19 protein-coding genes are annotated in these 23,887 nt (G+C 47.6%); 4 read left to right on the top strand and 15 right to left on the bottom strand.

From position 1 onward, the window contains the following. Positions 1–22 precede the first annotated feature (22 nt). Positions 23–1,168, top strand: coding sequence for a tetratricopeptide repeat protein (locus H583_RS35095; protein ID WP_028559217.1), 1,146 nt, complete (start codon positions 23–25; stop codon positions 1,166–1,168). A gap of 251 nt (positions 1,169–1,419) precedes the next feature. Here H583_RS35095 and ychF read toward each other — a convergent pair whose 3' ends face one another. Both ychF and H583_RS0103275 read right to left on the bottom strand, forming a co-directional pair. Further along, positions 1,420–2,520, bottom strand: coding sequence for a redox-regulated ATPase YchF (ychF, locus tag H583_RS0103280; RefSeq protein WP_028559216.1), 1,101 nt, complete (start codon positions 2,518–2,520; stop codon positions 1,420–1,422). A gap of 107 nt (positions 2,521–2,627) precedes the next feature. Further along, entirely contained in the window at positions 2,628–3,608 is a 981-nt protein-coding gene (locus H583_RS0103275; RefSeq protein WP_028559215.1) for a DUF6612 family protein, read from the bottom strand. A 349-nt stretch (positions 3,609–3,957) separates the two neighbouring features. On the opposite strand from H583_RS0103275, the gene H583_RS37120 reads away from it, so the two are divergent. Next, positions 3,958–4,104, top strand: a complete 147-nt coding sequence (locus H583_RS37120; protein ID WP_169456458.1) for a hypothetical protein — start codon at positions 3,958–3,960, stop codon at positions 4,102–4,104. A gap of 111 nt (positions 4,105–4,215) precedes the next feature. Here the strand turns inward: H583_RS37120 and H583_RS0103265 are convergent, their stop codons facing one another. The 3 genes from H583_RS0103265 to H583_RS35090 all read right to left on the bottom strand — a co-directional run bounded on the left by H583_RS0103265 (position 4,216) and on the right by H583_RS35090 (position 14,106). Beyond that, positions 4,216–4,644, bottom strand: a complete 429-nt coding sequence (locus H583_RS0103265) for a hypothetical protein (protein WP_028559214.1) — start codon at positions 4,642–4,644, stop codon at positions 4,216–4,218. A gap of 156 nt (positions 4,645–4,800) precedes the next feature. Then, a complete protein-coding gene (locus H583_RS0103260) occupies positions 4,801–7,176 on the bottom strand; it encodes an S-layer homology domain-containing protein (protein ID WP_028559213.1) in 2,376 nt (791 codons plus the stop codon). 273 nt (positions 7,177–7,449) lie between these two features. Next, positions 7,450–14,106 (bottom strand): S-layer homology domain-containing protein, encoded by a 6,657-nt coding sequence (locus H583_RS35090; protein ID WP_051235918.1) that lies wholly within the window; start codon positions 14,104–14,106, stop codon positions 7,450–7,452. 675 nt (positions 14,107–14,781) lie between these two features. Here H583_RS35090 and H583_RS36465 point away from each other — a divergent pair. Next, on the top strand, positions 14,782–14,934 hold the full coding sequence (locus H583_RS36465) for a hypothetical protein (RefSeq protein WP_154665790.1): 153 nt from the start codon (positions 14,782–14,784) through the stop codon (positions 14,932–14,934). A gap of 293 nt (positions 14,935–15,227) precedes the next feature. Here H583_RS36465 and trxA read toward each other — a convergent pair whose 3' ends face one another. After that, complete coding sequence (trxA, locus tag H583_RS0103240; protein ID WP_028559210.1) at positions 15,228–15,539, bottom strand: thioredoxin; 312 nt, start codon at positions 15,537–15,539, stop codon at positions 15,228–15,230. A 58-nt stretch (positions 15,540–15,597) separates the two neighbouring features. Further along, entirely contained in the window at positions 15,598–16,023 is a 426-nt protein-coding gene (locus H583_RS0103235; protein ID WP_028559209.1) for an Rrf2 family transcriptional regulator, read from the bottom strand. Positions 16,024–16,291: 268 nt separating this feature from the next. Here H583_RS0103235 and H583_RS0103230 point away from each other — a divergent pair, with 268 nt between their 5' ends. Next, the gene (locus H583_RS0103230; RefSeq protein ID WP_028559208.1) at positions 16,292–16,822 is read left to right on the top strand and encodes a superoxide dismutase family protein; all 531 of its coding nucleotides are present in this window, start codon (positions 16,292–16,294) and stop codon (positions 16,820–16,822) included. A 53-nt stretch (positions 16,823–16,875) separates the two neighbouring features. Here H583_RS0103230 and H583_RS0103225 read toward each other — a convergent pair whose 3' ends face one another. The 8 genes from H583_RS0103225 to H583_RS0103190 form a co-directional block, all read right to left on the bottom strand. Beyond that, positions 16,876–18,063, bottom strand: coding sequence for a bis-aminopropyl spermidine synthase family protein (locus H583_RS0103225; protein ID WP_028559207.1), 1,188 nt, complete (start codon positions 18,061–18,063; stop codon positions 16,876–16,878). Between the two features lie 714 nt (positions 18,064–18,777). Beyond that, the gene (locus tag H583_RS0103220; protein ID WP_028559206.1) at positions 18,778–19,140 is read right to left on the bottom strand and encodes a LytTR family DNA-binding domain-containing protein; all 363 of its coding nucleotides are present in this window, start codon (positions 19,138–19,140) and stop codon (positions 18,778–18,780) included. 66 nt (positions 19,141–19,206) lie between these two features. Next, complete coding sequence (locus H583_RS0103215; RefSeq protein ID WP_028559205.1) at positions 19,207–19,326, bottom strand: cyclic lactone autoinducer peptide; 120 nt, start codon at positions 19,324–19,326, stop codon at positions 19,207–19,209. Then, positions 19,323–19,859, bottom strand: a complete 537-nt coding sequence (locus H583_RS0103210; protein ID WP_051235915.1) for an accessory gene regulator ArgB-like protein — start codon at positions 19,857–19,859, stop codon at positions 19,323–19,325. Before H583_RS0103210 ends, H583_RS0103215 begins: the two co-directional genes overlap by 4 nt. Further along, positions 19,846–20,505, bottom strand: coding sequence for a hypothetical protein (locus tag H583_RS0103205; RefSeq protein WP_028559203.1), 660 nt, complete (start codon positions 20,503–20,505; stop codon positions 19,846–19,848). Before H583_RS0103205 ends, H583_RS0103210 begins: the two co-directional genes overlap by 14 nt. A gap of 407 nt (positions 20,506–20,912) precedes the next feature. Beyond that, a complete protein-coding gene (locus H583_RS0103200; RefSeq protein ID WP_028559202.1) occupies positions 20,913–21,788 on the bottom strand; it encodes a DUF72 domain-containing protein in 876 nt (291 codons plus the stop codon). A gap of 66 nt (positions 21,789–21,854) precedes the next feature. Then, the gene (locus H583_RS0103195; RefSeq protein WP_028559201.1) at positions 21,855–22,655 is read right to left on the bottom strand and encodes an alpha/beta hydrolase; all 801 of its coding nucleotides are present in this window, start codon (positions 22,653–22,655) and stop codon (positions 21,855–21,857) included. A 115-nt stretch (positions 22,656–22,770) separates the two neighbouring features. Continuing rightward, positions 22,771–23,703: a hypothetical protein gene (locus H583_RS0103190; protein WP_028559200.1), complete on the bottom strand. Its 933-nt coding sequence runs from the start codon at positions 23,701–23,703 to the stop codon at positions 22,771–22,773. Positions 23,704–23,887 lie beyond the last annotated feature (184 nt).

Genomic DNA, 23,887 nt, shown 5'->3' with positions numbered 1-23,887 from the left:
AACCAATAGAGGAAGTCGGAAAATGAAAAAAAATATTGCCGCAACAGGCAGAAAATTTGCCAAAAACGATGATGATTCAACCACATTTATTTTTTATGTGGCTCTATCGTATTGCTTACTAATAATTCCTGCATTACTTGGAGCAATAAACAATGTTTCATTTCTCGTATCATTGGCAATATCCGGTGTCTTTTTCACATTGTACGATATGACTGCTAAACATTCTGCAAAAAGCGGAGTCATGATGTTCTTTGGCATCTTGTTTGCTATCGCCGTACCGCAAACCTTACATATTAACCTGATCAAATCCTCACTCAGTTGGCTGCTCTCGGCATTAAACTCTTTATTGGGTTCGAATATTAGTTCCACATCAATCAGCAATGCACTCACTATCGCCAGCTTAGGTCTCGTGTTATTAAGCTTGTCCAACAAAAACCGCAAAATTAAAAAAATCAGTGAGGAAAAAGAACAGCTTGCAGAAACAATTGAACAACAAATCAATTGGGCAGAAAAATTTGACCAGATCGAACAACTGGACAACGTAGATGATCAAATCAAGGAGCTTACAATAATCATTCAATCAGAAAAAGAACCTTCCATTCTGGCTAAGTCCTATATGATACGCGGGAAACTATATGGGCAAATAAAAAAATTTATCGAAGCAATAAATGACATTACCATCGTAATTCAATCTAATCCTGGTCACATTCAGGCTTACAATACTCGGGGGAATCTGTTTAAAAAAACAGGAAAGCTGGATAAAGCTTTAGATGACTATAACAGAGCCATTCAGTTAAATCCTGATTACTCAACTGCTTACTATAATCGGGCGATTCTGTTTAAAAAAATAGGAAAGCTGGATAAAGCCTTAGATGACTATAACAAAGCTATTCAATTAAATCCTAATTACTCCAAAGCTTACACTAATCGAGGAAATCTGTTTAAAAGAACAGGAAAGCTGGATAAAGCCTTAGATGACTATAACAGGGTCATTCAATTAAAACCCGACGAACCCGTAGCTTATACCAACCGTGGTCATTTATTACTCAAAATGAGTAAAGAATCCGAGGCTATAAAAGACTTTAATCAGGCAATTCAGCTAAATCCCAAACTTTCAGATACGCTAGAAAATATATTAAAAAATTTAAATTACAAACAGGAGAGATAGAAGAATCCTTCCCTGACAATTCAGATAGGTCCACTTGAATACTATACTGACAAAGGGTAAGCTAGAGGATTTATTATAACGAAGTAGATAGGATTGGTTATCCAAAGAGGCATCATTCCCCCAATGGCGGGGTCGCGGATTATATAATTACTAACTTCTTGAACAAGCTAATTTATTCATACCGTTTAGGCTAGGCGCAAATGTGAGAAGAGACGAACATTTCGCCTCTTCTCACTGAATGGCACTAACCCCTACACATTAAACCGGAAATGCATAACATCCCCGTCTTTCACGACATACTCTTTGCCCTCCAGGCGAAGCTGGCCTTTTTCCTTGGCCGCATTCATGGAGCCAGCGGCAATAAGGTCCTCATAGGAGACAACCTCTGCACGGATAAAGCCGCGCTCAAAATCAGTATGAATCACGCCCGCAGCCTGCGGAGCCTTCATTCCCTTGCGAATCGTCCAGGCACGAACCTCCTGAACTCCCGCCGTAAAGTACGTATAAAGCCCCAGCAGCTTGTAAGCAGCGCGGATCAGACGATTGAGACCGGATTCCTCCAGACCCAATTCTTCAAGGAACATCTCCTTGTCTTCACCCTCCAGCTCGGCAATCTCTGCCTCCACTTTCGCACTGATCGGAACAACCTCTGCATTTTCAGTTGCCGCAAACTCTCTTACAATCTTCACATAAGGATTGTTGTCCGCATCGGCAACCTCCGCCTCACTTACATTGGCCGCATACAGAACAGGCTTCATAGTGAGAAGGTGCAGCTCACGGATAAGCAACTGCTCGTCATCGCTCAGCTCCAGGCTGCGCGCAGGCTTGTCCGCATACAGTGCTTCCTTGATACGCTCCAGCACTTCCACCTCTTGCGCATACTTTTTGTCGCCGCTCTTCATGTTTTTCTTAGAACGGTCAATACGCTTTTCGACCGACTCCAGATCCGCAAGCACCAGCTCCAAATTGATTGTCTGGATGTCGCTCAACGGGTCCACTTTGCCGGATACGTGCGTAATGTTCTCGTCCTGAAAGCAACGTACGACGTGGACAATTGCGTCCACCTCACGAATGTTGGCCAGAAACTTGTTGCCCAGCCCTTCGCCTTTGCTTGCCCCTTTTACAATACCTGCAATATCAATAAATTCGAATGCAGTAGGGACCGTCTTGTTTGGTGTTACAAGCTCAGTCAGCTTGTCCAGACGGTGGTCTGGAACCTCTACCACACCTACGTTAGGATCAATTGTACAGAACGGATAGTTAGCAGACTCCGCCCCGGCTTGTGTGATGGCATTAAATAAAGTCGATTTCCCTACATTCGGGAGACCGACGATTCCGCAAGAGAGTGACATTTAGATACATCCCCTTATCATAAACATAGTCTTTTGCCATTATACCTGATGCACCCAGCCAAAGGAAGCCCCGCTGTCTCCAAGGGGGCCTCCATGACCGGACAAGACTACTGCTTCTGCTTCTGCTTCTGCTCCTGCTGGAGCCGGTCCAGCTCCTTTTGAATCTGCCGCTCCATCTCACGTTGTTCTTCCTCAGACGGAATGCTCATCTCCGGGGCGGTTCTCGCTTTCTCCGGAATTAAGATGGCCGGTGTCTCCTCCCACTTGCTGTAGCTGACCTCCAGTGTCTGCTGCAGGTGAACCGCATTTCCGGGCTCCAGCTCGATGCTGAAGGAAGCATCCGTCAGAATACGGGCAGGCAGATCCTTATGTTTGCTCACTTCAATTTCCCAGCTGAGCTTCTCAATTTTGAGCGACTCTCCAGCTTCACGGGTCATGCTTTGTGCACCGAGGGTGCTTCGCAGCAGCTCCGTCAACAGCTTGCGGTTTGCCTCAGAGTTCTCGCCCGATTCATATTTCAGAATATTCTTCCCCGTTCCGCTGACCTGAACCTCTCCCCCGGCTGTCTGCCGGAGCTGCTCTATTTGCTGTCCGGGTGCCTTCTGAAAGCCCGATATCGTCTCCTCGACACTCCCTTTATCGGTTTCCGGAATCCGGCTCCATCCTTCCCCAAACGTCAAATCCTCGACATAGTAGGTTTTGCCGTCCCACAATGTCCGTTGCTTCACCTCTTCTTCCCCGGTTCCTGTCACGACCATCTGATCAATCCGCAGCGGATTTCTTTCCACCCGGCCGTCTGAAGCCAGTTCCAGACTCTCTTCCCCCTCATTCGATTGAAGCTGCTGCTTCAGTTTCATTGTCAAGGAGAAGCGGCTTGCTTTGTCCGCAGCAGCAGCCGACCTCCTCAGCAGCTCATCTCCTTGTGCTTCGCTGCCTGTCTGCGGCTCCTCATTCACTGGCACCTTGCCGCCTCTCGAACATGCCGGGACCACAAGCAGCAGGAACATAACAAGCAACAGAATCAATAGACCCGGCACCGCGCGGTGCAACATCGGCATTCCCGTCTTCCATGCATATTTATGTATCAACAACGGACTCCTCCTTTGTGAACTTGCCTATGGATATCCCATCATTATCCCCAGACTGCCCACAAAATAACAACATATATCCACAAACTTATCCACAGTATCCACTGCTTATCCACAATATTCCCGGATTTTCTGGGGAAAAACAATAAATTGTTTAATAATTTCGGCAAATCTGTGCACATCCTGTTTTTTATTATTTTATGCACTGTGCATAATCATCTTTTTCAGCAGAAGCTATAACTTGATAAAGGCCGGGAAGTTTGAGAGAACGGTATGCAATGATTTACCGATGGCGTATATGGAGCCGGGAATTGAAAAATAATAACTCTTTGAGGGAGGTGACAAACACGTGGAAAATAAAACTCATGCCAACAACTATAAAGGAACAACAAACATGAAAGCGGAAAATCAGGATATGGCTTTCGTCAACGACAATGTTGAACAAGCCAAGTCCGTAGCACCATTTTCAGAGCAGAAGAAAAAGAAAACGGACTAGTTCTCAAGCATCGGGAGATGAATGGGCACTGAACATACGATCTTCGTCATGAAAAGACTCCCGGGCTGCATGCAGATTCGGCTTCCGCTCCAGCGGGAGTCTTTTTTCGGCTTACTTTTTACTTTTACTTTTTACTTTTACTTTTACGTTCTTCTTCCAATCTACAAATGGGAATGAAGTGGCATAAACAGACATAAGAAGGATATACATGCTCTGATAAACATAAAAGCTGCCCGGAAATTGAGGTGGAAACAATGCCTGGATGGGATTTGGCGGGAATAAAAATAAAAGCAGTACAATACTCCATAGCAACGACCGGTATAGCCCCGCATGCCGGATGCAGTTTCTTACACGGTTAAATATCAGAATATCAAATGCCAGCCAGAGCCCAAGAAACACATAGTAGATTTTTAGGGGAAAGCTGAAAAGTTCAGGGTTAAACGTCTCAAGGGCTGAAGTCATATTTATGCCGATCCATTGTACAATAATGCCCGCAGCTGCAAGGAAAATCAACGGGGATAAAAAATACAGTTTTTTCATTTCACTCTCCATTAAAAATAGGATTTGCACAGGAAAAGCTCCATCAGCAATCCGCGACTAAAAGATTTTATGAATTATACCATATATATAGAAAAGCCTGCCTCACATGCAATTTGCAAGCGAGGCAGGCTTCCCTTATTATACAACTTTCGAAATCTAGTCGCGCAGCGGCGCTTCCTTTAAATCTGCTCTTGCCTGAAGGAAACGGAAGAAGGCAGCTGAGGCTTCAGCACGGGTAACCTGGCCTTCCGGCTTGAAGTTGCCTTTGCTGTCTGCCGACATAATGCCCAGTCCGGCAACGATGGCCGCCTGGCCCTTCTTCTTCAGCTTCGCAGCATCGGTGAAGTTGATCTTGAACAGATTCTCATGATCAGCCAATGTGTTATAGCCCAGCGCACGAACGATCAGTTCGGACATCTCTTCACGGTCAACCTTGCCCTCCGGATTAAACGAACCGTCTCCGCGGTCGATCAGGTTATTGGCCAGTGCATCCTCCACGTAAGGGAAATAGGCAGAGCCGGCGCCTACATCTTTAAAGGAAGCTGTCTCAGCCGCGAAGAACGGACGATATCCGCCCCCGCCGTTCATCGCCAGCACGAGCATTTTGATCAATTCGCCGCGCGTAACAATCTGGTTCGGACGCACCTTGCCGTCTTCCAGATCAAGCGCCTTGTAGGAGATCATCAGCTCCAGTTCTCTTGCTGCCCAGTGCCCTTCGATATCCGTCGCTTTCTTCCGCTCCAGATCGGTGACTTCTCCCGAGCTTTGCGAGCGCCATTTGCCAGTTACAGCATCCAGGAACACGGATTCGTCGATCGACTTGGGCACCATCCGGTAGATGAGCTTTGCCTCACTAGTTCCGTTGCCTTCAGAACTTCCCGGCGGAATTTCGCCAGAAGCTATCATCAATTTTAGTTTCTGTTCCGGAATGCCTGCATACCTGTCATCACCCAACAATGAATATGTGAGCTCAACCTTGTAATAGTTGTCAAATGCGCTTAGCACCTGATCCTGGCTGATAACAGCCGGAAGCTTGGACGGATAATTGAAGTTCAGCAGCTCCGAATAAAAATTGCGTACTTCTCCGGTAGCAGCATCTATGCTGACGTAAACGCGGTCATAATCGGCCACTGCCCCGTTAATCTGATGCTGGAAGGAGAAATTGTAGCTGCCGATTTCTGACGGTTTCTTGCTGTCATAGCGGGATAAATCCGGCTCTTCCTGCAAGTAAAGCTCATGCACATAGCCCGGAAGCTGCTTTTTCACCAGCTCCAGCGCTTTTTTCTTGGCATCTGCATAAGTTGCTCCCTTGTCATCTGAAGGCTTCTCATTGTAGTACCAGGAAGAGTAATTGCGAATCTCCCCCGTTTGGGCATTGACATCCGCCCATAAGGAGTATGTGGTCTTTTTATCCTTTTCCACCGTCCAATTGAGATTCCAGGACGCATGCACCTTGCCTGTGGCATCATCGTTATACTCGGAGAAGCTGCTATCTGTCAGCTTGGCTCCCTGCGGAATCGAGAAGGTATCGCGAACCAGCTTCTCGGCTTGCTCAGAGGTTAGCGTCTTGCCTGCAACCGGCTTGGAACCCAGCGCCTTGTCACTGACAGGGTCCGTCGTATTGCGCTTGATTGGAAGACCGCCTTCGGAAATCGTTTTTCCGGTTGCAGCATCAAGTGTCAACGGCGGCAGGCTGTAAGCCAAGGCAGGCTGACGGTCTTTTTCATTCTTGGCGTTATAAGGAATGATATAGCTAAGCTCCGGCTTGGCTTCCCCGTGGAACCGCTTGATCGCTTCTTCCAGCGTTATGCCCGGAGTTGCCTTCTGGAATTTGATGGTCGGGTCCCAGTTCACCATATAGTCCAGTACGTGGCCCTCACCGTCTACCGTCAGCTGGATATAGTTGTCCTTGAACGGCTGTCCGTCCACTGTACGGTTATAGCGGAAATCATAGTAGACATCCCCGCTCAGCGGCTGGCGGGCATCCGCGCCGTAATCGCCGTCAAGCTTGATTTGATTCTGGTATTTTACGCCGACTTCCTTGATGAAGGAACTTGCCAAGTCCTGAGCCTTATCCCGGTTCACCTTCGGCGGGTAGGAAGGCTTGCGCGTCGGATCGTTCAGGCTGGAGTTGTAGCCGATCAGCTCTCCTGTATCGGCATTGATCGTCGTGCGGACATTGCCAATCGTCTTGTTATTTTTCTTCAGCGTATAGTACAACGACCAGTTGCCTTCCTTGCCTGCATACAGTGTGTTCGACTGGTAGGATGCATGCTGGAGCACGTATTCCTTTGGAATTTTCACAATGCTTCTGGATAACTGATCCGCCTTCTCCTTGGAGATTTTGGCGTTGATCGGGCTCTCGCTCTTCTCCACGCCTTGCGCCTCCTGACTATCCGCTTTAACGACAATAGCCGTCGTCTGACCGGCAGCTTTGTCCGCGAATGCCGCTTGCGGAATCGTTCCTGTTAAGGCAATTACTGTTGCAAAGGCGATCAGCCATTGCTTTCTTCTCTTTTTGGACCGGCTCATAGACATCCTCCTGAAATGGGATATTGAATACTAACTATCCTCATTAACGCACCCTTAAGGGAATATGTTGCACATGGAGGAAAGGCGATCCAATAATTTTTTTTAGCCTCTATTTCACCGCTTTAATTGCAAACATCGGCCTAAGGCAATTTAAAAAGGACCGCCCGAAGCTGACCGTTAGTCAGCAGTCCGGGCGATCCTTTTTTCGCAGCTTTATTATTTGATGATCATCTTCAACTGCAATTGTATCCGATTATCTCTTGCATCGGATCATTACTTGTTCAGCAATTGTGCAAATTGCAGCAAGCGAGCGATTATTGTAGCGGCTTCGGCACGGCTCGCCAAATCAAGGGGCAGGAAATCACTCTTGTTATTGCCTTCAAGAATACCTGCGGCTGCAACCTGCTTCACTGCCTCCAGTGCCCAGCTGTGAATGGCCGCTTCATCCTTAAAGCCGGTCTTGCTGCCACCGTCAGCCTGCGGGACATCGGCCCCGGCAGCTTTGGCGAACTCCAGCGCATTAGCAGCCACAACAGCCATTTGCTCCCGGGTAATTGTCGCATCCGGACGGAAGGTGCCGTCCGAATAGCCCTTCAACAATCCCGCTTTCGCCGCGGCAGCAACATAGTCTGCATACCATGCAGTTACGGGAACATCCTTAAAAACTGACGATGAAGTGCTCTCGCCTGTCAAGCCCAGCGCTCTTGTCAGCATTGCTGCGAATTCCGCCCTCGTAACAGTCCGTCCCGGTGCAAATTCAGAGCCGCTTACCCCGGTTATAATCTGTCTGGAAGCGAGACGTTCAATGTTCGCTTTCGCCCAGTGTCCGCTAATGTTCTGGAACGATTTTGGGTTGGATGCAATAACGTAAACGCTGTTGCTTGTGCTCATGATGGTGGCAATCGTCTTGCCATCCTTCGTCTGGAACAGGGCAGGCACATAACGGAAGCTGCCTGCTGACGGATCATAAATGAATGCCACAGCAGTATGAGCATCCAGCTCGCCATTCATGGTGATGGTCCGTTTAACATAATGATGTCCCAGGCTTGTTATTGCAACCGATTGGCTGCCATCAGATATGTCTATGCCAAACTCAATCGGCTGACCGGCAAGCTTGATTCCTGAAGCCGCAGCTTTTTTGGAAATCGAATCTGCTGTTTCCTGCTCAACAGCTTTCACCGTGAAGCTCCAAACCAGTTTGCTGTCGATCTTCAGCTTCGTTTGCTCCAGCAAGCCTTTTACAAGCGCCAGCGGAAACTCATAGACCGCTGTTCCCTGCTCGATGACCAGAACACTGTCCGGACTTTCTTTTGCCGCCTCCAGCAGCTTTTCAGCAGAGAATGACAGCTGTCCGTTAGTGTCAAGTTCAGACTGGCTGAACACAATGCGCTGCTGCTTGCTCCGGGATTGCTCTTTCAGCTTGGCGTCCGGTTTGTCGGGAGTAATTGAAGGGACGCTGCCCGGATAATATACAGGGTCTTCGGCACCGCTGACTTCAACCGTAAAGACACGGCTCTCAGCACCATATTTGACAGTCATTGTTGTTGCGCCCGGTTTTAGCGCTGTGAGACGATTCGTCCCATCAACAACCGCGATGCCCGCTTTGGCAAATGTAATCGCCGCCGCAGCTGTCACATCTGTACCGGATGAATCCAGCACCTTCAATGTCTTTTTATCTCCTTTAGCAAGCTGGATTGGTCCGCGGCTGCCGTCCTCCAACTTAACAAGGAAAGGCTTGGGCCTGCTGGCGAAGCCTTCATTGCTCTCCGTGAAGGTCAGCTTGTCATTCGTATTGTTAATCATGGCAATTCTCTCGCCGCGTACGATAATGTTGTCGGCCTGGAGATTGCCCGCAACATTGTCCGTTACATCAATACCATTCGTCCCCATACCGTCCAGAACGAGGTTTTGCAGCGATACATGGTTCATATTGAAGCCGCCGCCGTGGATAATCAGACCTGCAAAAGTGCTGTCCAAGGCCACATTGTCCCGTAAAATAATCGGGCTGTTGATATCCTTTTCCCCGGCAAAAAGCCAGATGGCTCCAAGGTTGATCGTATATGCCTTATCCGCACTTCCCGTACGAAGCAGTGTATTGCGTTCGACAATCGTCGTCCCGCCGAATTCTACCGGATTGAAGCGTGTCGAGACAGCAATACCTGCCCCGCCAGTGATCGTGTCTGTGCCGATACTGTCTTGAAGCTTGTTGCCGATTCCGCCGAAAATAACGAAATTGTCCGCCAGCCATGGCAGGGCTACTGTATTGAAGCGCGCCGTGTTGTTGATGCTCGCTACATTTTCCGCGGACCAGATGGCAATGCCATCATCTCCCGGATAGCGGACAACCGTTTGCTCCATCAGGCTGTTTTTCGTACCGACCGAGAAGTTGATGCCGTCCGCCATCAGATTGCGCAGCCGCAGTCCAACCATATGCAAGCCTTCAGTCATTTCCACGCTGCCTCTGACCCGGGACAGCCATAGTCCTGTCTTGGAATGCTCCACCCATACATTCTGGATGACCGAGCCAGGTCCGAAACCGCCGTACAATGCATGTGTCAGTGCTTCATCATCTCGAACATTCAAGTCTCCGTCAATCAGAAGATCATAGACGCCAATGTTCGCGCCTTTTCCGATAAATTTGGCTCCAATCAGCTTGGTGTACCACATGCCTGCTCCGCGAATGATGATGTTATCCAGAATAATATTATCTAAATCCAGCACAAACTCGCCTTGCGGGAACCATACTCCCTTGCCCTGCTCCTTGGCAGCTGTTACCGCACGATTGAGTGCCTCTGTATCATCATTGCCGTCACCTGATACAGCACCAAAATCGGTTACAGACAGGAATCCGTTTGGCATCGCTAAAGGTCTGTCTACCTGCTCCAGATCCACCAGGTCAATGACGTAATATTCGGCTTTATTTCCGGCATCTTTTTGCAGGCGAATCGTCGAGCCTGCCTCAATGTCGCCAATCAGCGCATGAATTTCGGCAAAGAAGCGATGTGCATTTCCCTGTTTTGGATCCTTAGACCACGGGTAGCTGCCATATGCCCATGCATGCTTGGAGCTCAGTTCCAGATTTTGCTTGAAGACGCCATTGACATAGAGTGCAAGTGTCTCATTGCGTCCGCCGCCATTCTCGCTGTCTGGAATGACATAACGCAGCACAAGGGAATTGGCCGGCTTAGCCAGCTCAAACTCCACATACTCGCCTTCATTCACCAGCTTTACCGCCTGGCGTCCCGAGGCTTCCGAAGCGATCTCCCCGTAAGTGCGGGACGGACCAATTCGTTCGCCGTTCGTCTTGCCATGTTCGGCTTCATAGGTGATATAAGGCACTGTCGCACCGCGGTAATCAAGGCCAATGCTGTCCTTCACAGTCAGGCTGTCAAACCAGATGCCTCCAGTGTCTGCAGCATCCTTCTGCAGCGTGATGGTATTGACTCCTTTTCGCAGTTGAACTGCAATTTCCGCCGTCAGCCAACTTGCCCGCGGACCTGCTGAATGAAAGGAATGCTGCTTGACTTTGAGACCATTAATATACAGACTTAAGGTTTTGCTTCCGGCAGTCGCATCAAAGTAACGAAGCACGGCGTTATAGCTGCCCGCAGATTGGGCATGTACTGTAAACGTGATCTTGTCACCAGTTGCTGTGAAGCTTCCTGTGTAGCCTTCACCGCTATAACCTTCATACGAAGTCCCCGTTGAGTTACTGCCCGAGTAAAATGCTTTTTCCGCTTCATACACCTGATCGGAAGCGACAGGCTCCAGCTGCCACAGTGATTGTTCTACAATTTCAGTTACACCATAATCCACTTGCTCTCCGTCAAGCAGCAGCACTCCTTTATCTGCCGCGGCATTGAGAAACTGTTGATAGCCTACACGGGCTTCGAGCGTCCACTGTGCAGCATCATTGCCTCTGACATCGCCCGGCAGGGCCACAAGTCCCGCTTCAGTCCAAACCATCAGATGGCCTGTCGCTTTGTTCTTAAGCAGCATACGACCATTAAAATCCTGCGGCAGCCATTGCGAACTGTAGCTATTTTCCTCTACGGAGCCAATCAGGACCTTGCCGTCACCTTCATACAGATAACCTGCACCTGTCTTCCCTTTGATTCTGACATAATTATTCGCGCTGAAAATCGGCGTAGCCGTATCGTTCGTTTTCGCTTCGCCCATATTCGGCGTCTCGAACTGCTCCGGAGCCAGCTCAAAGGTCCATTGCACCGTGCCGAATGAGGCCGGATACAATCCGCGCTCCGGATAGCCGGCATTATTTTGAACATGAACCAGCTCATCATTATACTTGCCGTTCAAGCTCCGAATGAAGTATTCGGCTCCGCTCGGCGATTTTTCAATGGCCCACTGTGAAGCAATATTTCCGGCTTCGACATCCTTCACTTCAAGGAAGGCATAGTCGCTGTTCATCGTAACATAGTGGCCCGTGGCACGGTTTTTGAGCCGCTGTACACCATCATGATTTTCAATCAGCCAATGGCTGTAGCCGTTATTCTCAGCTACTGTGCCATAAAGGACAATACCACCGCTGTTTTCGTACAGAAATTGACCGTTAGCCTTATTTTTGATCCGGATTGGCGCATCCGTAAGCGGCTCGGAAGGTAGTGTTACAGGCTCCACTGAAAATTGCGCGCTTTCTGATTCGGCTACGAGCTTGCTGACCTTCGTAAAGCCCTGCTCATCTGCATATAGCAGATGTCCGGCCCAGCCGCTTTTCAGCACTGTCAGGCCTTCTTCAACACCCGGTTCCATCAGCCATTTTGCGCTGCCCCAGCAAGTGCAGATATCACCTTCCGCAATGATTTGCTGTGGCGGCGCATCCTCCTTGACATCATCGCCCACATGCTCCATGGAAACATAATGGCCGGTCTGCAGATTTTTCAGCCTTACGGATGTCGGCCCGTCCCCTGTTCTCTCCAAATACCAGACCGAACGATGGTCCGTCTCCGGAAGCTCGCCGTATTTCACTTTGGCCAGCTCATCTCCTGCCTCTGTTACTTCGTATAGATAGCTGCCTGTCGCTTTGTTCTTCAGCCTTACATTCGTAAGGCCAGTATCCGCTACTAATTCAAACTTCCATTGGGGACTGCCCCAGCCTGGATTAATAATTCCGTATTCCGCATACTTGGTCAGGTTTTGCAGACTGATATATTTTTGCTGTCCCTCAACATCATTGGCATCCAGCACACTATGAATCAGGTTCGTGCCGCCAGTATCCTTAATGACCCAGATTGCACTTTTCCAATCGTCCTCAACCTCAGACACGCTGATTCTTCCTTCAGACACATGCTGCAGATTGATGAAATGGCCCGTCGCGCGGTTTTGAATCCGCTTGCGCCCATTATAGCGTTCGATCAGCCACTGTCCTTTGTGATCATCCCTGGCAACATTTCCATACTTCAACTGCCCGGCTTCATCCTCATAGAGCACAAAAGGCTGCCATGCATTTTCTATGCGGAAGTATTGCGGAGAACCATCGCCACTAAGAGTCGGGTCCTCGAACAGCCATTGTGCTGCATCCTCCTCCGGCAAAACTGCTCCTGCCTGGGCAGCACCAGTGCTGTTTTGAATATGCAGATACTCGGCTGGGCCTGCCTGGCTTTGAATCGTTTTGTAATCGTCGTAAAGTTTGGAGTCTGCAAGTGTCCACTGGTCCTCAGTTGTAATGTCCTCATTCGGTGCTGCCCTCAGCGGGTCAGTAGCGGAACCGGCACCTTCTCTTGTAATGTAGTGGCCGGTGGCCAGATTGCGCAGCCGCTTCTTGCCGTTCATATCCTCCGTCTCCCATTGATAGAGAGCCCTCTGCCCAGGATCGGTCGTTAGCGAACTATATTTCACAATACCATCTGCTTCATACAAATAGGCATTGCTGACCTTTTCAGTCGTGAAATTCGCAATGCGGTATGGTTTTACGTCCGGGGCCACTTCCACCCGCCACTGGGCATTGTCCCGCTCCGGCACAGACCAGTCGTTAGAACGTGCGTGAATATCATCGAACTGGGTATTCAGAAGATAGATTTTGGACTCTTCCGCCTGGTAGGCATCTACATTCTGGATGTTGATGTATCCTTCGTTTACGGCTGGATTGATCATCCATTCGCTCTTGGCTGTATTATCCAAAGGCCCTGCTTTAATAGGGTCCGAAAATAAGCCCTGTGTCACGTAGTGCCCGGTCGCACGGTTTTTTAGACGATACGTATCAGGTGCTGTACCCGGCTCCAGAATCCAATGTGAACTGTGATTCAGAGGCAGAATTTCCCCATAATCTACAGCACCGTCCTCTCCTTCATACAAATACTGCCCGGCACGAAACTTGTTGGCTAGCCGAACCGGAGCAGCAACCTCCACAGGCTCAAACGCCCATTGCGGGCTCTCAAAGGTGATATTGATATCATTGCTCACCTCGGCAAAGCCGAGCTGGTCCTCCTGGTGGATGACAAGGTTGGCGTTCTCCGGCACTGTTGCACTCTTGATGACCATGTAACCCGCGCGGTTAGACTCATGAATGGTCCATTGGTCCGCAAGCGTGCTCGTTGTAATTTCCCGGCTTGTCAGCGCATCCCTTCTCTTCTGGACGTCGGCAACTGTAATGTAGTGGCCGGTCGCACGATTGCGGATACGCTTATTGCCTTGATAGTCTTCGATGAGCCAATGGGATGACTTGTCCTCATAGCTCGGAAATCCGTAACGAACGATGCCGCTTGTATCCTCGTACAAATAATTTTGCTTCCACTTGTTCTGAATTCTAACATAGCCGGAATCCGGCTCAGGGACAGCCGTCAGCTCCTGCGCTACTTCTTGCTGCGTACCGCCCTCTCCCTGCGGCACCGCTTCATTCGCATAAACAGGTGCTGATGTAAGCGCGAGCAGCAATGCCAGCATAAATGCCAAAATAGACCTTGCACGTTTCATTGCACAGACCTCCCAAGGATACGCAAGTGCAGCATACACGCCAATCACCGCAAGCACTCGCTTATGTAAATTGTTCACCCCTTTATCATAATTTGGAATCGCTTTCATAACGATGTGCATTTCTAAAAAAAGTAGGTGTTATATTACGCATGGAGATCATAGAATTGTTTTGCTGCAATAAATAAAGTAACAGAGAAGGGTTTATAGTAGTAAAAACAGAAAATAATAGTGAACTTGAATTCGCGAATACATTTTGAAGCAGATAAATAACGTTGAACGAGATTAACCGCTTGCCTGGAGGGGATTCTACTGAAATTAAGTTTCAAATCACTTAGCAAACGGGTCTTATTCTTAACCGTCCTTGCCCTCCCCACCGGATATTTCTTTTTCAACTACATTCCCACAGGAATTTTATTAAAGAACGGCATAAAACCAAATCAACTCATCCTCTCCCATGATGATAAGTGGTTTAAGCATTATCTGTATGATCAGGAAGACTACTCTATTGGTATGATTACACTTCAGAAGCGGGACAGATCCAAATTTTATTCCAAATACAATGACGAAAAAAATATTATAAGAAGTTCGAATCGCTCCATGTATGTTAAAAGCGGGTATCCGACTGTAGAGAGTGGCACAATTATAAGACATCTCATAATAGCCGGGAAAATACCCTTGCAAGAGTCAACATCCAAAAAGGTATTCCTTCAAATCAGTGGTTCCCTCAGAGAACCCGATCTGACGAAAGTCATTTCCGGGCAAACCTATTTCTACTATGATGCCGGCCCGACCGGCTACGACGAACCGGTTGAAGTCGTGCTCAAATAGCCTTTAATACTATATAAGTTGAACAAATGACTTTCGGTCAGGGCCGACGTGTGAAAGGTTCTTCCGATCGCTGTTGTTCCCGGATTTCTTGATCGAACGACAGGTAAGAGGGAAATCCGGGAACAAAGGCGACCGCTTCGCTTCTACAGAATCCTTTCACACTCTGGCTATCCCACCTCTGTTTCTTTTGTTCAACTTCTATAGTCAGCCATAACAAAAACAAACCTCCTGCCAAGCAGCATCCCTCGTGGGGTAGCCGCCTAAGCAGGAGGTTCTTTTACGAAACGTATAAATTACAGCTGGCCCAGGATCTTGCCTTTGAGCGCGTCTTTGCTTTGCAGACCAACCATTTTGTCAACTGGTTGACCGTCTTTGAACAGAATCAGAGTCGGGATGCTCATTACGCCGAATTGGGAAGCCAGTTCAGGCTCTTCATCCACGTTGATTTTGCCGATCGTAGCTTGGCCTTCCATTTCAGTTGCCAGCTCTTCTACGATTGGAAGCTGCATTTTACAAGGTCCGCACCATGGAGCCCAGAAATCTACAACCGATACGCCGCTCTCAATGCTTTGATTAAAGTTATCTTTAGTCAATACTACTGCCATTGTAATCATCCTCTCAATATAATAATAATGTAGCTATGTTTAGGGAATACCCGTCACATCAACAATCCTCGCAGTCGTGAATCTGACCAAGCACATCTTGAATTGTAATCCCGTTAAAATGGGTCTCAAGATGACGCTCTGCGGTACAGAAAATACTGCTCATTACCTCTTGCATATTGGAACCTACTACACAATCCATTTCCGGATCACCTGAACACCAGCTTGGACTGAGTGTACCCTTGGCTATACAGCGATAGATGTCGCCGAGTGTAACGGTCAAAGGATCAGCTATAAGCTTATAGCCGCCGCGCGTTCCTTCCCGGGTCTCGACAAAGCCCTCACGCCTTAGAAAGCCCATCACTTTACGAATTCGGGCAGGATGGGTCTGCACGTTCTCAGCGATATATTCGCTGCGCGCCATCCTTCCTGGCAGGTGAGCCAGCAGCACAAGACTATGGACGGCTATTGTAAATTCGCTGTTCATATATGGCACCCCGATTCATACTGTAATATTATCAGTTACAGTTAAGGATGTCAATATCCTTGCTTATTTTGTGATTCAGAATCAAAAGTATACACGGCTTCCCCTGTAAATGCCTTGCTGCAGCAGGCCAATTAGCCAATTACTATGTTGTTAAACGAAATAAGCGGAAGATAATCATCCCTTCCATACATATTATCCAAATTTATGTACAAACTAAAAGCATTGGTTTTGCGTAAGCAACTAACAACTATACACTTGGAGGATACACATGAAAAAAATAGCGATGTTCGCCTGTTTAATTTTTTTGACTTCTGCTCTTGGAACAGCTGCCGCGGACAACAAAGCTCCCGCAGGTGCTCTGGTTGTCCCGATTATTAACAGCGAGGGTCAAAATATTGGCACTGCCAAGCTGACCCAGCAAGGAGACAACGTGCATATCCACCTGGAAGCTGAGAAGCTGGCGCCAGGCAAGCATGGCATTCACTTTCATAATGTCGGGAAATGCGATACCCCGGACTTCAAAACCGCCGGTGACCATTTCAATCCGACAAGCAAGCAGCATGGCTTCAATAACCCGAAGGGTTACCATAGCGGCGATCTGCCAAACATTAATGTAAATGAAGACGGAAAAGTGGATGCCGATATTACGAGCGCCCACGTTACCCTTCTTCGCGGCAAACCGAACTCCTTGCTCAAGGAAGGCGGCACTGCGATCGTCATCCATGAGAAAGAGGATGACTACATGACCGATCCGTCCGGCAATTCCGGCAATCGCATTGCATGCGGTGTTATTAAGTAAATAAAACGGGGCAGAAAGGGGCCAATATGACCCTTTTCTGCTCTTTGTCTTTATTAATTTTTATTTGAGTCGGGATTGGCGTTTGTCTTTCTGATCAGATCGAACGTATCACTGCCGCAGCTCGGACATCCCCGATTTTTGAGTTGCTCTATGGTTGGAATATTCAACTGCGCGCCAACAAGCACCTCTGAATGGCATGTTTTGCATTGATACGTACGGATCGTGCGCTTCACTTCTCCTGTGTATAACGCATCTGCAAATACATCCATGTATTCTGGAGCTGTCTTGTCCGTTGTCCGCAATACAAACATCTGACTATGGTTCGCGATCATTTCGGCCCCCTCATACGTATTAAACCGGGGATAATTGGCCCCGACGGTCAAGCCCATACGGATAAACTCACGCTGCATGGCCAGCATGGATTCCGGGGGCTGATGAGCAAAGGACAAAAATACAGGCTGCCCCTTGCTCCTTTTCAGAGCAAGAATCCCGCGGGACAAAAACAAGCTCATCCCTTGCAGTGTATACGGCGGATCTGTAAAGAAACAATCGTATTGCCCGCATAATTGATCAGGGACGGGCTGCCGCAAATCATGCTGCAAGCATTCAATCGACAGCTGCTCCTGCACCGCAATTCCGCCGATATAATCTAAGAAGCGTTTATCGATATCCACTACAGTAACAGAAGTCTTGGTATGCCCGCCTGCCGGGAACAGCCGCTTCAATAGAAGCCCGATTGATACGCTTACCAGATCGTCATCTCCGACACAAAGGATACGCTTCCCTATTAGCGCATGCTGCTTCAGGCACAGTATTGCCCGCTTCATGCTAGTCTCTGCTGTACACTTGGATTGATCAATTTGAACATCTGCCTGCGGACGCTGAAGGAAATAATTCTGAACCCCGGACATCATGTCTTGAAGCAACAGGGTCCAATCTGAGTCGTTCGCCATAAGCTTCAGATACAACTCCTTGTTCAATCCTCTGTAGCCCCACTGCTCTTCGATCGCATTTTCTCCTGACAGGGTACACCGGACGCCCCGGTCCTGCATGAGCATACCTTCCCGGATCAGCTCCTTTTTAATCGCAGTCGCCAGCGGGATCGGGATCAGCGTTCTGCGCGCCAGCTCCTTGGTGGCTATCCCCGGATTCAAATAACATTCCAGCAGAAATTGCTCAATGACAACAGGACCCTCTTGAAGCTTTACCCGTATACTTATCTGTTCAATGAATTTAATGATAGAAGACCTCCCCGTGTATAGTTGAAATCAAATTTGTTCATGGTGATTGTGCTTTCATGCCGTGCCATTTTCATCTTCCTTTCTGATTTGAAAATAGAAAAAAGGGCAGGGAATGAACATACGTCATTCCCTGCCCCTTTTTCGCTCCACCTGATAGTCCCCATAAAAACAAAAAAATCCGCACTCAAAAACAGTACGGATTGTGGGTACATATACAGGTATCCCTCAAGGTTTGGTTTATATCCGTTGTTCTTAACTAATTCCGAAGCGACTAACAACGCAAATTCAAACAAACCTTGCTATTCAAAGCAATAGGTCCATTGCGATCAGTGCTTCATAATATGGAATTTGATTAGTTAAGAACTACCCTGGCCATAAATTTTCTCCTTGAATTAAGATGTGTTTAGTATAACCTTTGCTAAGAGGGAGAGTCAAGGAGGGACACAGGGATTTGTACGGAGGAGTCTTGAATGACAATCACAAAGAGGATAACAGGAAGATTCAAATAAATATGAGGGGCTGCTCAAGCAGATGATGCGGAGCACGAATAATAAGAAAAGGAGAGAAGCCGATTACGAGGAATATCTTGAGAATTGAGAAAAGACCGCTACTTGTCGCCAGCGGCCAAACGATATATATAGCATGTCTGAGTTTATGTGTTCGCCAGGCACAATCTGGTAATTAATCCGCATCAAAAAGCATGACAGGAATTCGTCATTCACCACCTTTATTGTGCTCCTTCAATTTCCGTTTTACCACTCTCTTCGAGTTGTTGGATACCGTCCCATATTTACCGTTTTTTGTTTTTGACTCTTGAAAAAAAACGAGTGAACGATCCTCGTCAAAATCTGTAATCTTATTCATATTCACCAGATTCGTCCGATCCAGCCGGTGAAAGTCAAACTGCTTCATATGATGTTCGAAAGTCGAGAGTGTTGGCAGCAGAGGATAAAACTCACCGTCCGACGTATGTAAGATGACTGTACGCTCGGAATTTTCGATATATAGGACATCATGTATATCTAAGGTGATCAGTTCCCCCATATTTTTCGGGTCTCTGGTTACATATAATTTCATAGTCTACCACTCCGAAAATCGGTTTGGGCTGCCCGCTTGCGCAATGGCAGCCCTTTTCCGTCATTACTACTTCAATTCTTCAGGCAGTTCAGGACGATGACCTGCAACTGGTGATGCAGTAGCTGCAAAGTAAGCTGCGATACGATTCAACACAGTTGATACATGCTTAGCGATCAATTGCTTCATGTTCTCACCTCCCTCTTATTAGGAAATAATAGAGACAGAGCTTGAACTATGAAAATCATTGTGAAGACTGGCACCTGAAAAATAAAGTTACTGCCCACAATGAATAAAGAAATGACTTTCATAAGCGGGAAGTATTTTTCAGGCATTCTCGCATAGCCTTTGATATTTGCCGGAGCAAAGATGGCAAATATCACAAAGCTAATCGCGGTTATATATAGATTCCACCCCTCCGGAAAAGGTATATGAGGAGGAGCAGCCGCTACGAGCATCGTTACAATACTGCATACGGTAGAAGATTGAAAATGATAACCTCCTGATACTGCCCGCACAAGAATAAGAGCAAGTACAGAAAGTGCTGTTTCAGAGAATTTACCGGAAATTATGCCAATTATGAGAGCTGAAGTATAAGGAATTAAAAAATTAATAACAATAATGAGCGCATACTTCATTACAGCAATACTTACCGTATCTTGCTCATTCGTTTTTTTTATTTTGACTGCCAGCTTTTCCGCCAAAGATTCAATCATCAGCATCAGCATACTCCTTTCGCTGGGCATAATACAGCAAAACTCCAAGAGCAACGAATGAAATGAGAATAATTAATTTTGGAGTGCCTTTACTAAAAGAAACAAAATTTGAAATAGCTATTAGGAGATAGCCTACAATTGTAAGCAGTAATAACCCTAAGTTGGTTCCCTTCAAAGTAACAGGCGCATACTCAAAGTCAGGTACAAAGGTATAACCCAGACGCAACTTGTAAAGTACGGCTGCAGCTATTAAAACTATCAATATAGAACAAGCCTGTAATACATACAACGGTGAAGTATTCGGGATTAACTGTTCCAACGGTACACCCAACCACAGAAAAATTGTCATTACAGAATGCTGAACAAACAAGTATCCCATGTATCCATAGACCGTCATCAAGCTTGAATAGAAAATATGGACCCGAAACACCTGCCAAAACAACAGAAATAGAACAGGCGGTTGTAATATAGTGGCAAGCGTACGTTGATCAATGACCTGGAACAAAAAGTGAGATAAGAATGACATTACAGCAGCAGTAAGAATTATCTGTCCCCAGTAACCTCTCAATGGAAACTTGAACATAACGAATGTTAATATAACCATTGCCAGCCATTCGCTACTAGAGAATAAAAAATAAAGTAACGTCTTCATTCATACGCTCCCGGTTATGAATTCCCCCTAAATAATTTTAGGAAAATTATTCTTGTATTACTTTATATTATACAATAACTTGGGCGATACAGAAAGTGGTAAAACGACATCTTCTTCTATTTTTTTATAATTATTTATGATTAAACTTTAACTCCCTTATTGATTCTCCAATCTTTGATACCTCTGGCTTCGGCAGATTTGAAAATATGATTTATGGGACATTATTTTATGGTATATACTGTAAATAAAACATAGAGCCAATAAAAAATAGCCGAGATGCACTCATCTCAGCTGGTTGATTTTAATAGATTGAATCCATGTATTGCTATACTAATTTTAATTAGTATAAAAAACGATTAGTTTAGTAGTATAAACTATTATCCTGTATTAGCTTCTTAACAAATCTGTCAGAATAAATTTAGCTGTTCCGGCTTCTCTCGCCCGGGCAGCACATCAGCAAACGAGCCGCGCGGCGGCAATTGCCCAAGCATAGCCATCAACTGCTTGCCGTTATCTGCCGCATCTCCGCCAGAGTTATTGTTGAAGATGACACACAGCTTGCCGGACTGTGCCTTGAGCCGCTCCAGCCGCTGCGCCCATTCCGTTAGCTCCGCTTCGCTATATCTGTACAGATAGCGAACCTCACGCCAATTCGGCTGGCCCGAAGACTGCCATCCCTTTTCATTACGCCCATGAAAACGGACTACAGTCAGCTCCGAATGGGTCGTCTCCTCCACAATAGGCACACAGCCGATCCCGGTCTGGGGCTCATCACAAATACTATGAATCCAGCCCTCGTCCCGCATAAACCTCAGTGTCCGCTCACGCATCTCCGGCTCGAACCAGCTGCGGTGTCTGAACTCAAGCGCACAAGGGACTTTTCCCATTCTCCGTCTTGCCTCGCGCAGCGCATTCACATGCTCCCGTCTGCAATCAAACCAGGGCGGGTACTGGAAGAGGACCGCTTCGAGCTTGCCAGCCTCCAACATTGTCTGCAAGGACAAGTGAAATGCCTGATACATGGCTTCTTCTGAATCAAACGGAATTTTGCCCCGGGAATGGCCCGTCATCCCTTGATAAGCCTTCACAAGAAAACGAAAAGATGACGAAGTGTCGTCGGTCCATTTCTGCATGTTTTTCAGAGGCTGTACAGCATAAAACATACTGTCCAGCTCTACAGTCTCGAACCATTCATTATAGGTCTTCAGCTTGTTTGCAGCAGCTTCCCGATCCGGATACAGTGAGGTGTGATCCCCCCACCCGGTCAGTCCGATCTGAATCATGTGTTATCGACCTCGCATAACTTAACTGTATTAGAACTGTGCTTTATAACTTAAGATATCACATTCTCAAAATCCTTGCAGGCGAAGCCAGCGTTCACACGCCGCTGTCCAAGGTTCTGCATACGGATGACCTTCGGCCAGTCCGACACCATGATGACCACTCTCATAGCTATGCAGTTCAAAAGGCACACCATGCCGACGCAGTGATGCTGCAAAATAAAGTGAGTTTTCCACAGGCACGGCATCATCGTCAGATGTATGCCAGATAAAAGCCGGCGGGGTCTGGGCGCTCACATGCAGCTCCAGACTCATGCCCCGAATCTGTTCTTCTGATGCTTCCTCACCCAGCAGGTTGGCAGTTGAACCCTGATGCCCGAACTCCGGCAGCATCGTAATAACCGGGTAGCAAAGCACAGCAAGGTCGGGACGCGAGGACTGACGCAATAGCGGATCTGCGGAACCGGGGTCCCCCTGATGGAACAAAACGCTGGCCGAAGCTGCAAGATGTCCACCCGCGGAGAACCCCAGGATGCCAATGCGGGACGGATCGATGCCCCACTCGAGCGCTCGCTCCCGCACGATACGAACCGCCTGCCGGGCGTCTTCCAGCGGAGCAGGATGCTTGGAAGGAGTGATCCGGTAATCCAGGACAAAGGCAGAGATTCCAATCCGGTTCAGCCATTCTGCCACTGGCGGTCCCTCATGTTCTGCCCGAAAACCGTAACCGCCTCCCGGACATACAATAATTGCCGCCCGCTGTTCTTCTTCCGAAGCCTCCAGCAGATAGGGTGTCAAGACAGGACGCTCCTCCTGCACATGCTCTTGCGCATAGGGCAGCTCCCCGGGCCATAATTGGATAACAGACATCTGAATAAATCCCCTTCCGGATCGATCTTTTCGTTAGCGTTCATATGTATATGATCACACTCAGTCCATATTCGTCATCCTGTTTGCAGTTCCTTCAATCTGCCTGGAAGAAGTGTTACGTTGGCACCGGGAGTGCCATGAATGCGAGCTTATCGTCATTGAAGTACAAGAAAAGGGAAAGATAATCATCCGTCAAATATCCCCAGAGCGTTGAGGTCTCCAAATTAGGCTTGCCCAGTTTATCCATTACCTGCTGTTTGGACATGCCGTTATGGATACCATCCGGCGTCTTGTGCCGTTCGTCCTTGAATATAAGGAGCGAATTCAGTTCATAAATTCCCTCATCGTAATATTGGATATATTGGATTTGTCCGATTTCATCAGAATAAAAAGGCGTTTTGGCATCCGGCTTCCTGCTCTGCAGCTCTTTCTCCCATTGCCCAAAGTTTTTTTCTCCGACAACCAGCCGTTTGGCATCATACTTGGGTTTCTCATTAAGTGGAGCATCCTGTTTCTCGAGCTCCAGCTTTGACTTCTCCAGCAGACTCTCCAACTCCCCCAGCCCGCTGGCCGGTTCCAAGAGCTCATTCACGAGCAGATACACCTGATCATCAGCATAATAGGCTTTGCCGTCTGCTTCAATCGTGTTGCTTTTCAGGTTATACAGGTATTCATAGGTTTCATTTTTGACCTGAAAACGCAATCGGGCCTCTTCTTTCTCCTCCGGCGATACAGCACCAGCCGCTGCATCCTCCATATTAAGCCAGGCCAAGTTTTGCAGTATGACATACTTCCGTTCATCCGGCACTTCCACGGCCTGATCTGAATTGATTGACTGCACAAAGATCTTCTGGACCTCTTCCTGTACAAAAGGCAGCTTATCGAGCAAATACACGGCTTCTTCTGCGCCCTCTGATGGCTTGACTACCATGCCCAAATCAGAGGTATGTACGGTTGGACGGGGCGTATTGACTTGAATGGCAACCCATACCCCGACCAGAAGCAGCAGGAAGCCCCCGACTGCCAAACTTGCCTTGGAAAATTTCATGATTCCACCGCCTGTCTAACATTTTAAAAAAACGAATCATACGTTCGATTATAACACATGAAAAAGAGCGTTCAGCGTTCAGCGGCGAACGCAAATGCAAATTGGGAGTAAGGTATCAATTTTTTGTGAGGAAAGACGGGGTGGACAGAAGAGAATGAGAGCAACCCCCTGCCGGAATGGAGGG

The sequence above is a fragment of the Paenibacillus pinihumi DSM 23905 = JCM 16419 genome, from assembly GCF_000422505.1.
GTDB classification, from domain to species: domain Bacteria; phylum Bacillota; class Bacilli; order Paenibacillales; family Paenibacillaceae; genus Paenibacillus_D; species Paenibacillus_D pinihumi.
The sequence above is the reverse complement of the archived record's forward strand: the minus strand, read 5'-3'. Positions and strand labels throughout refer to the sequence as shown.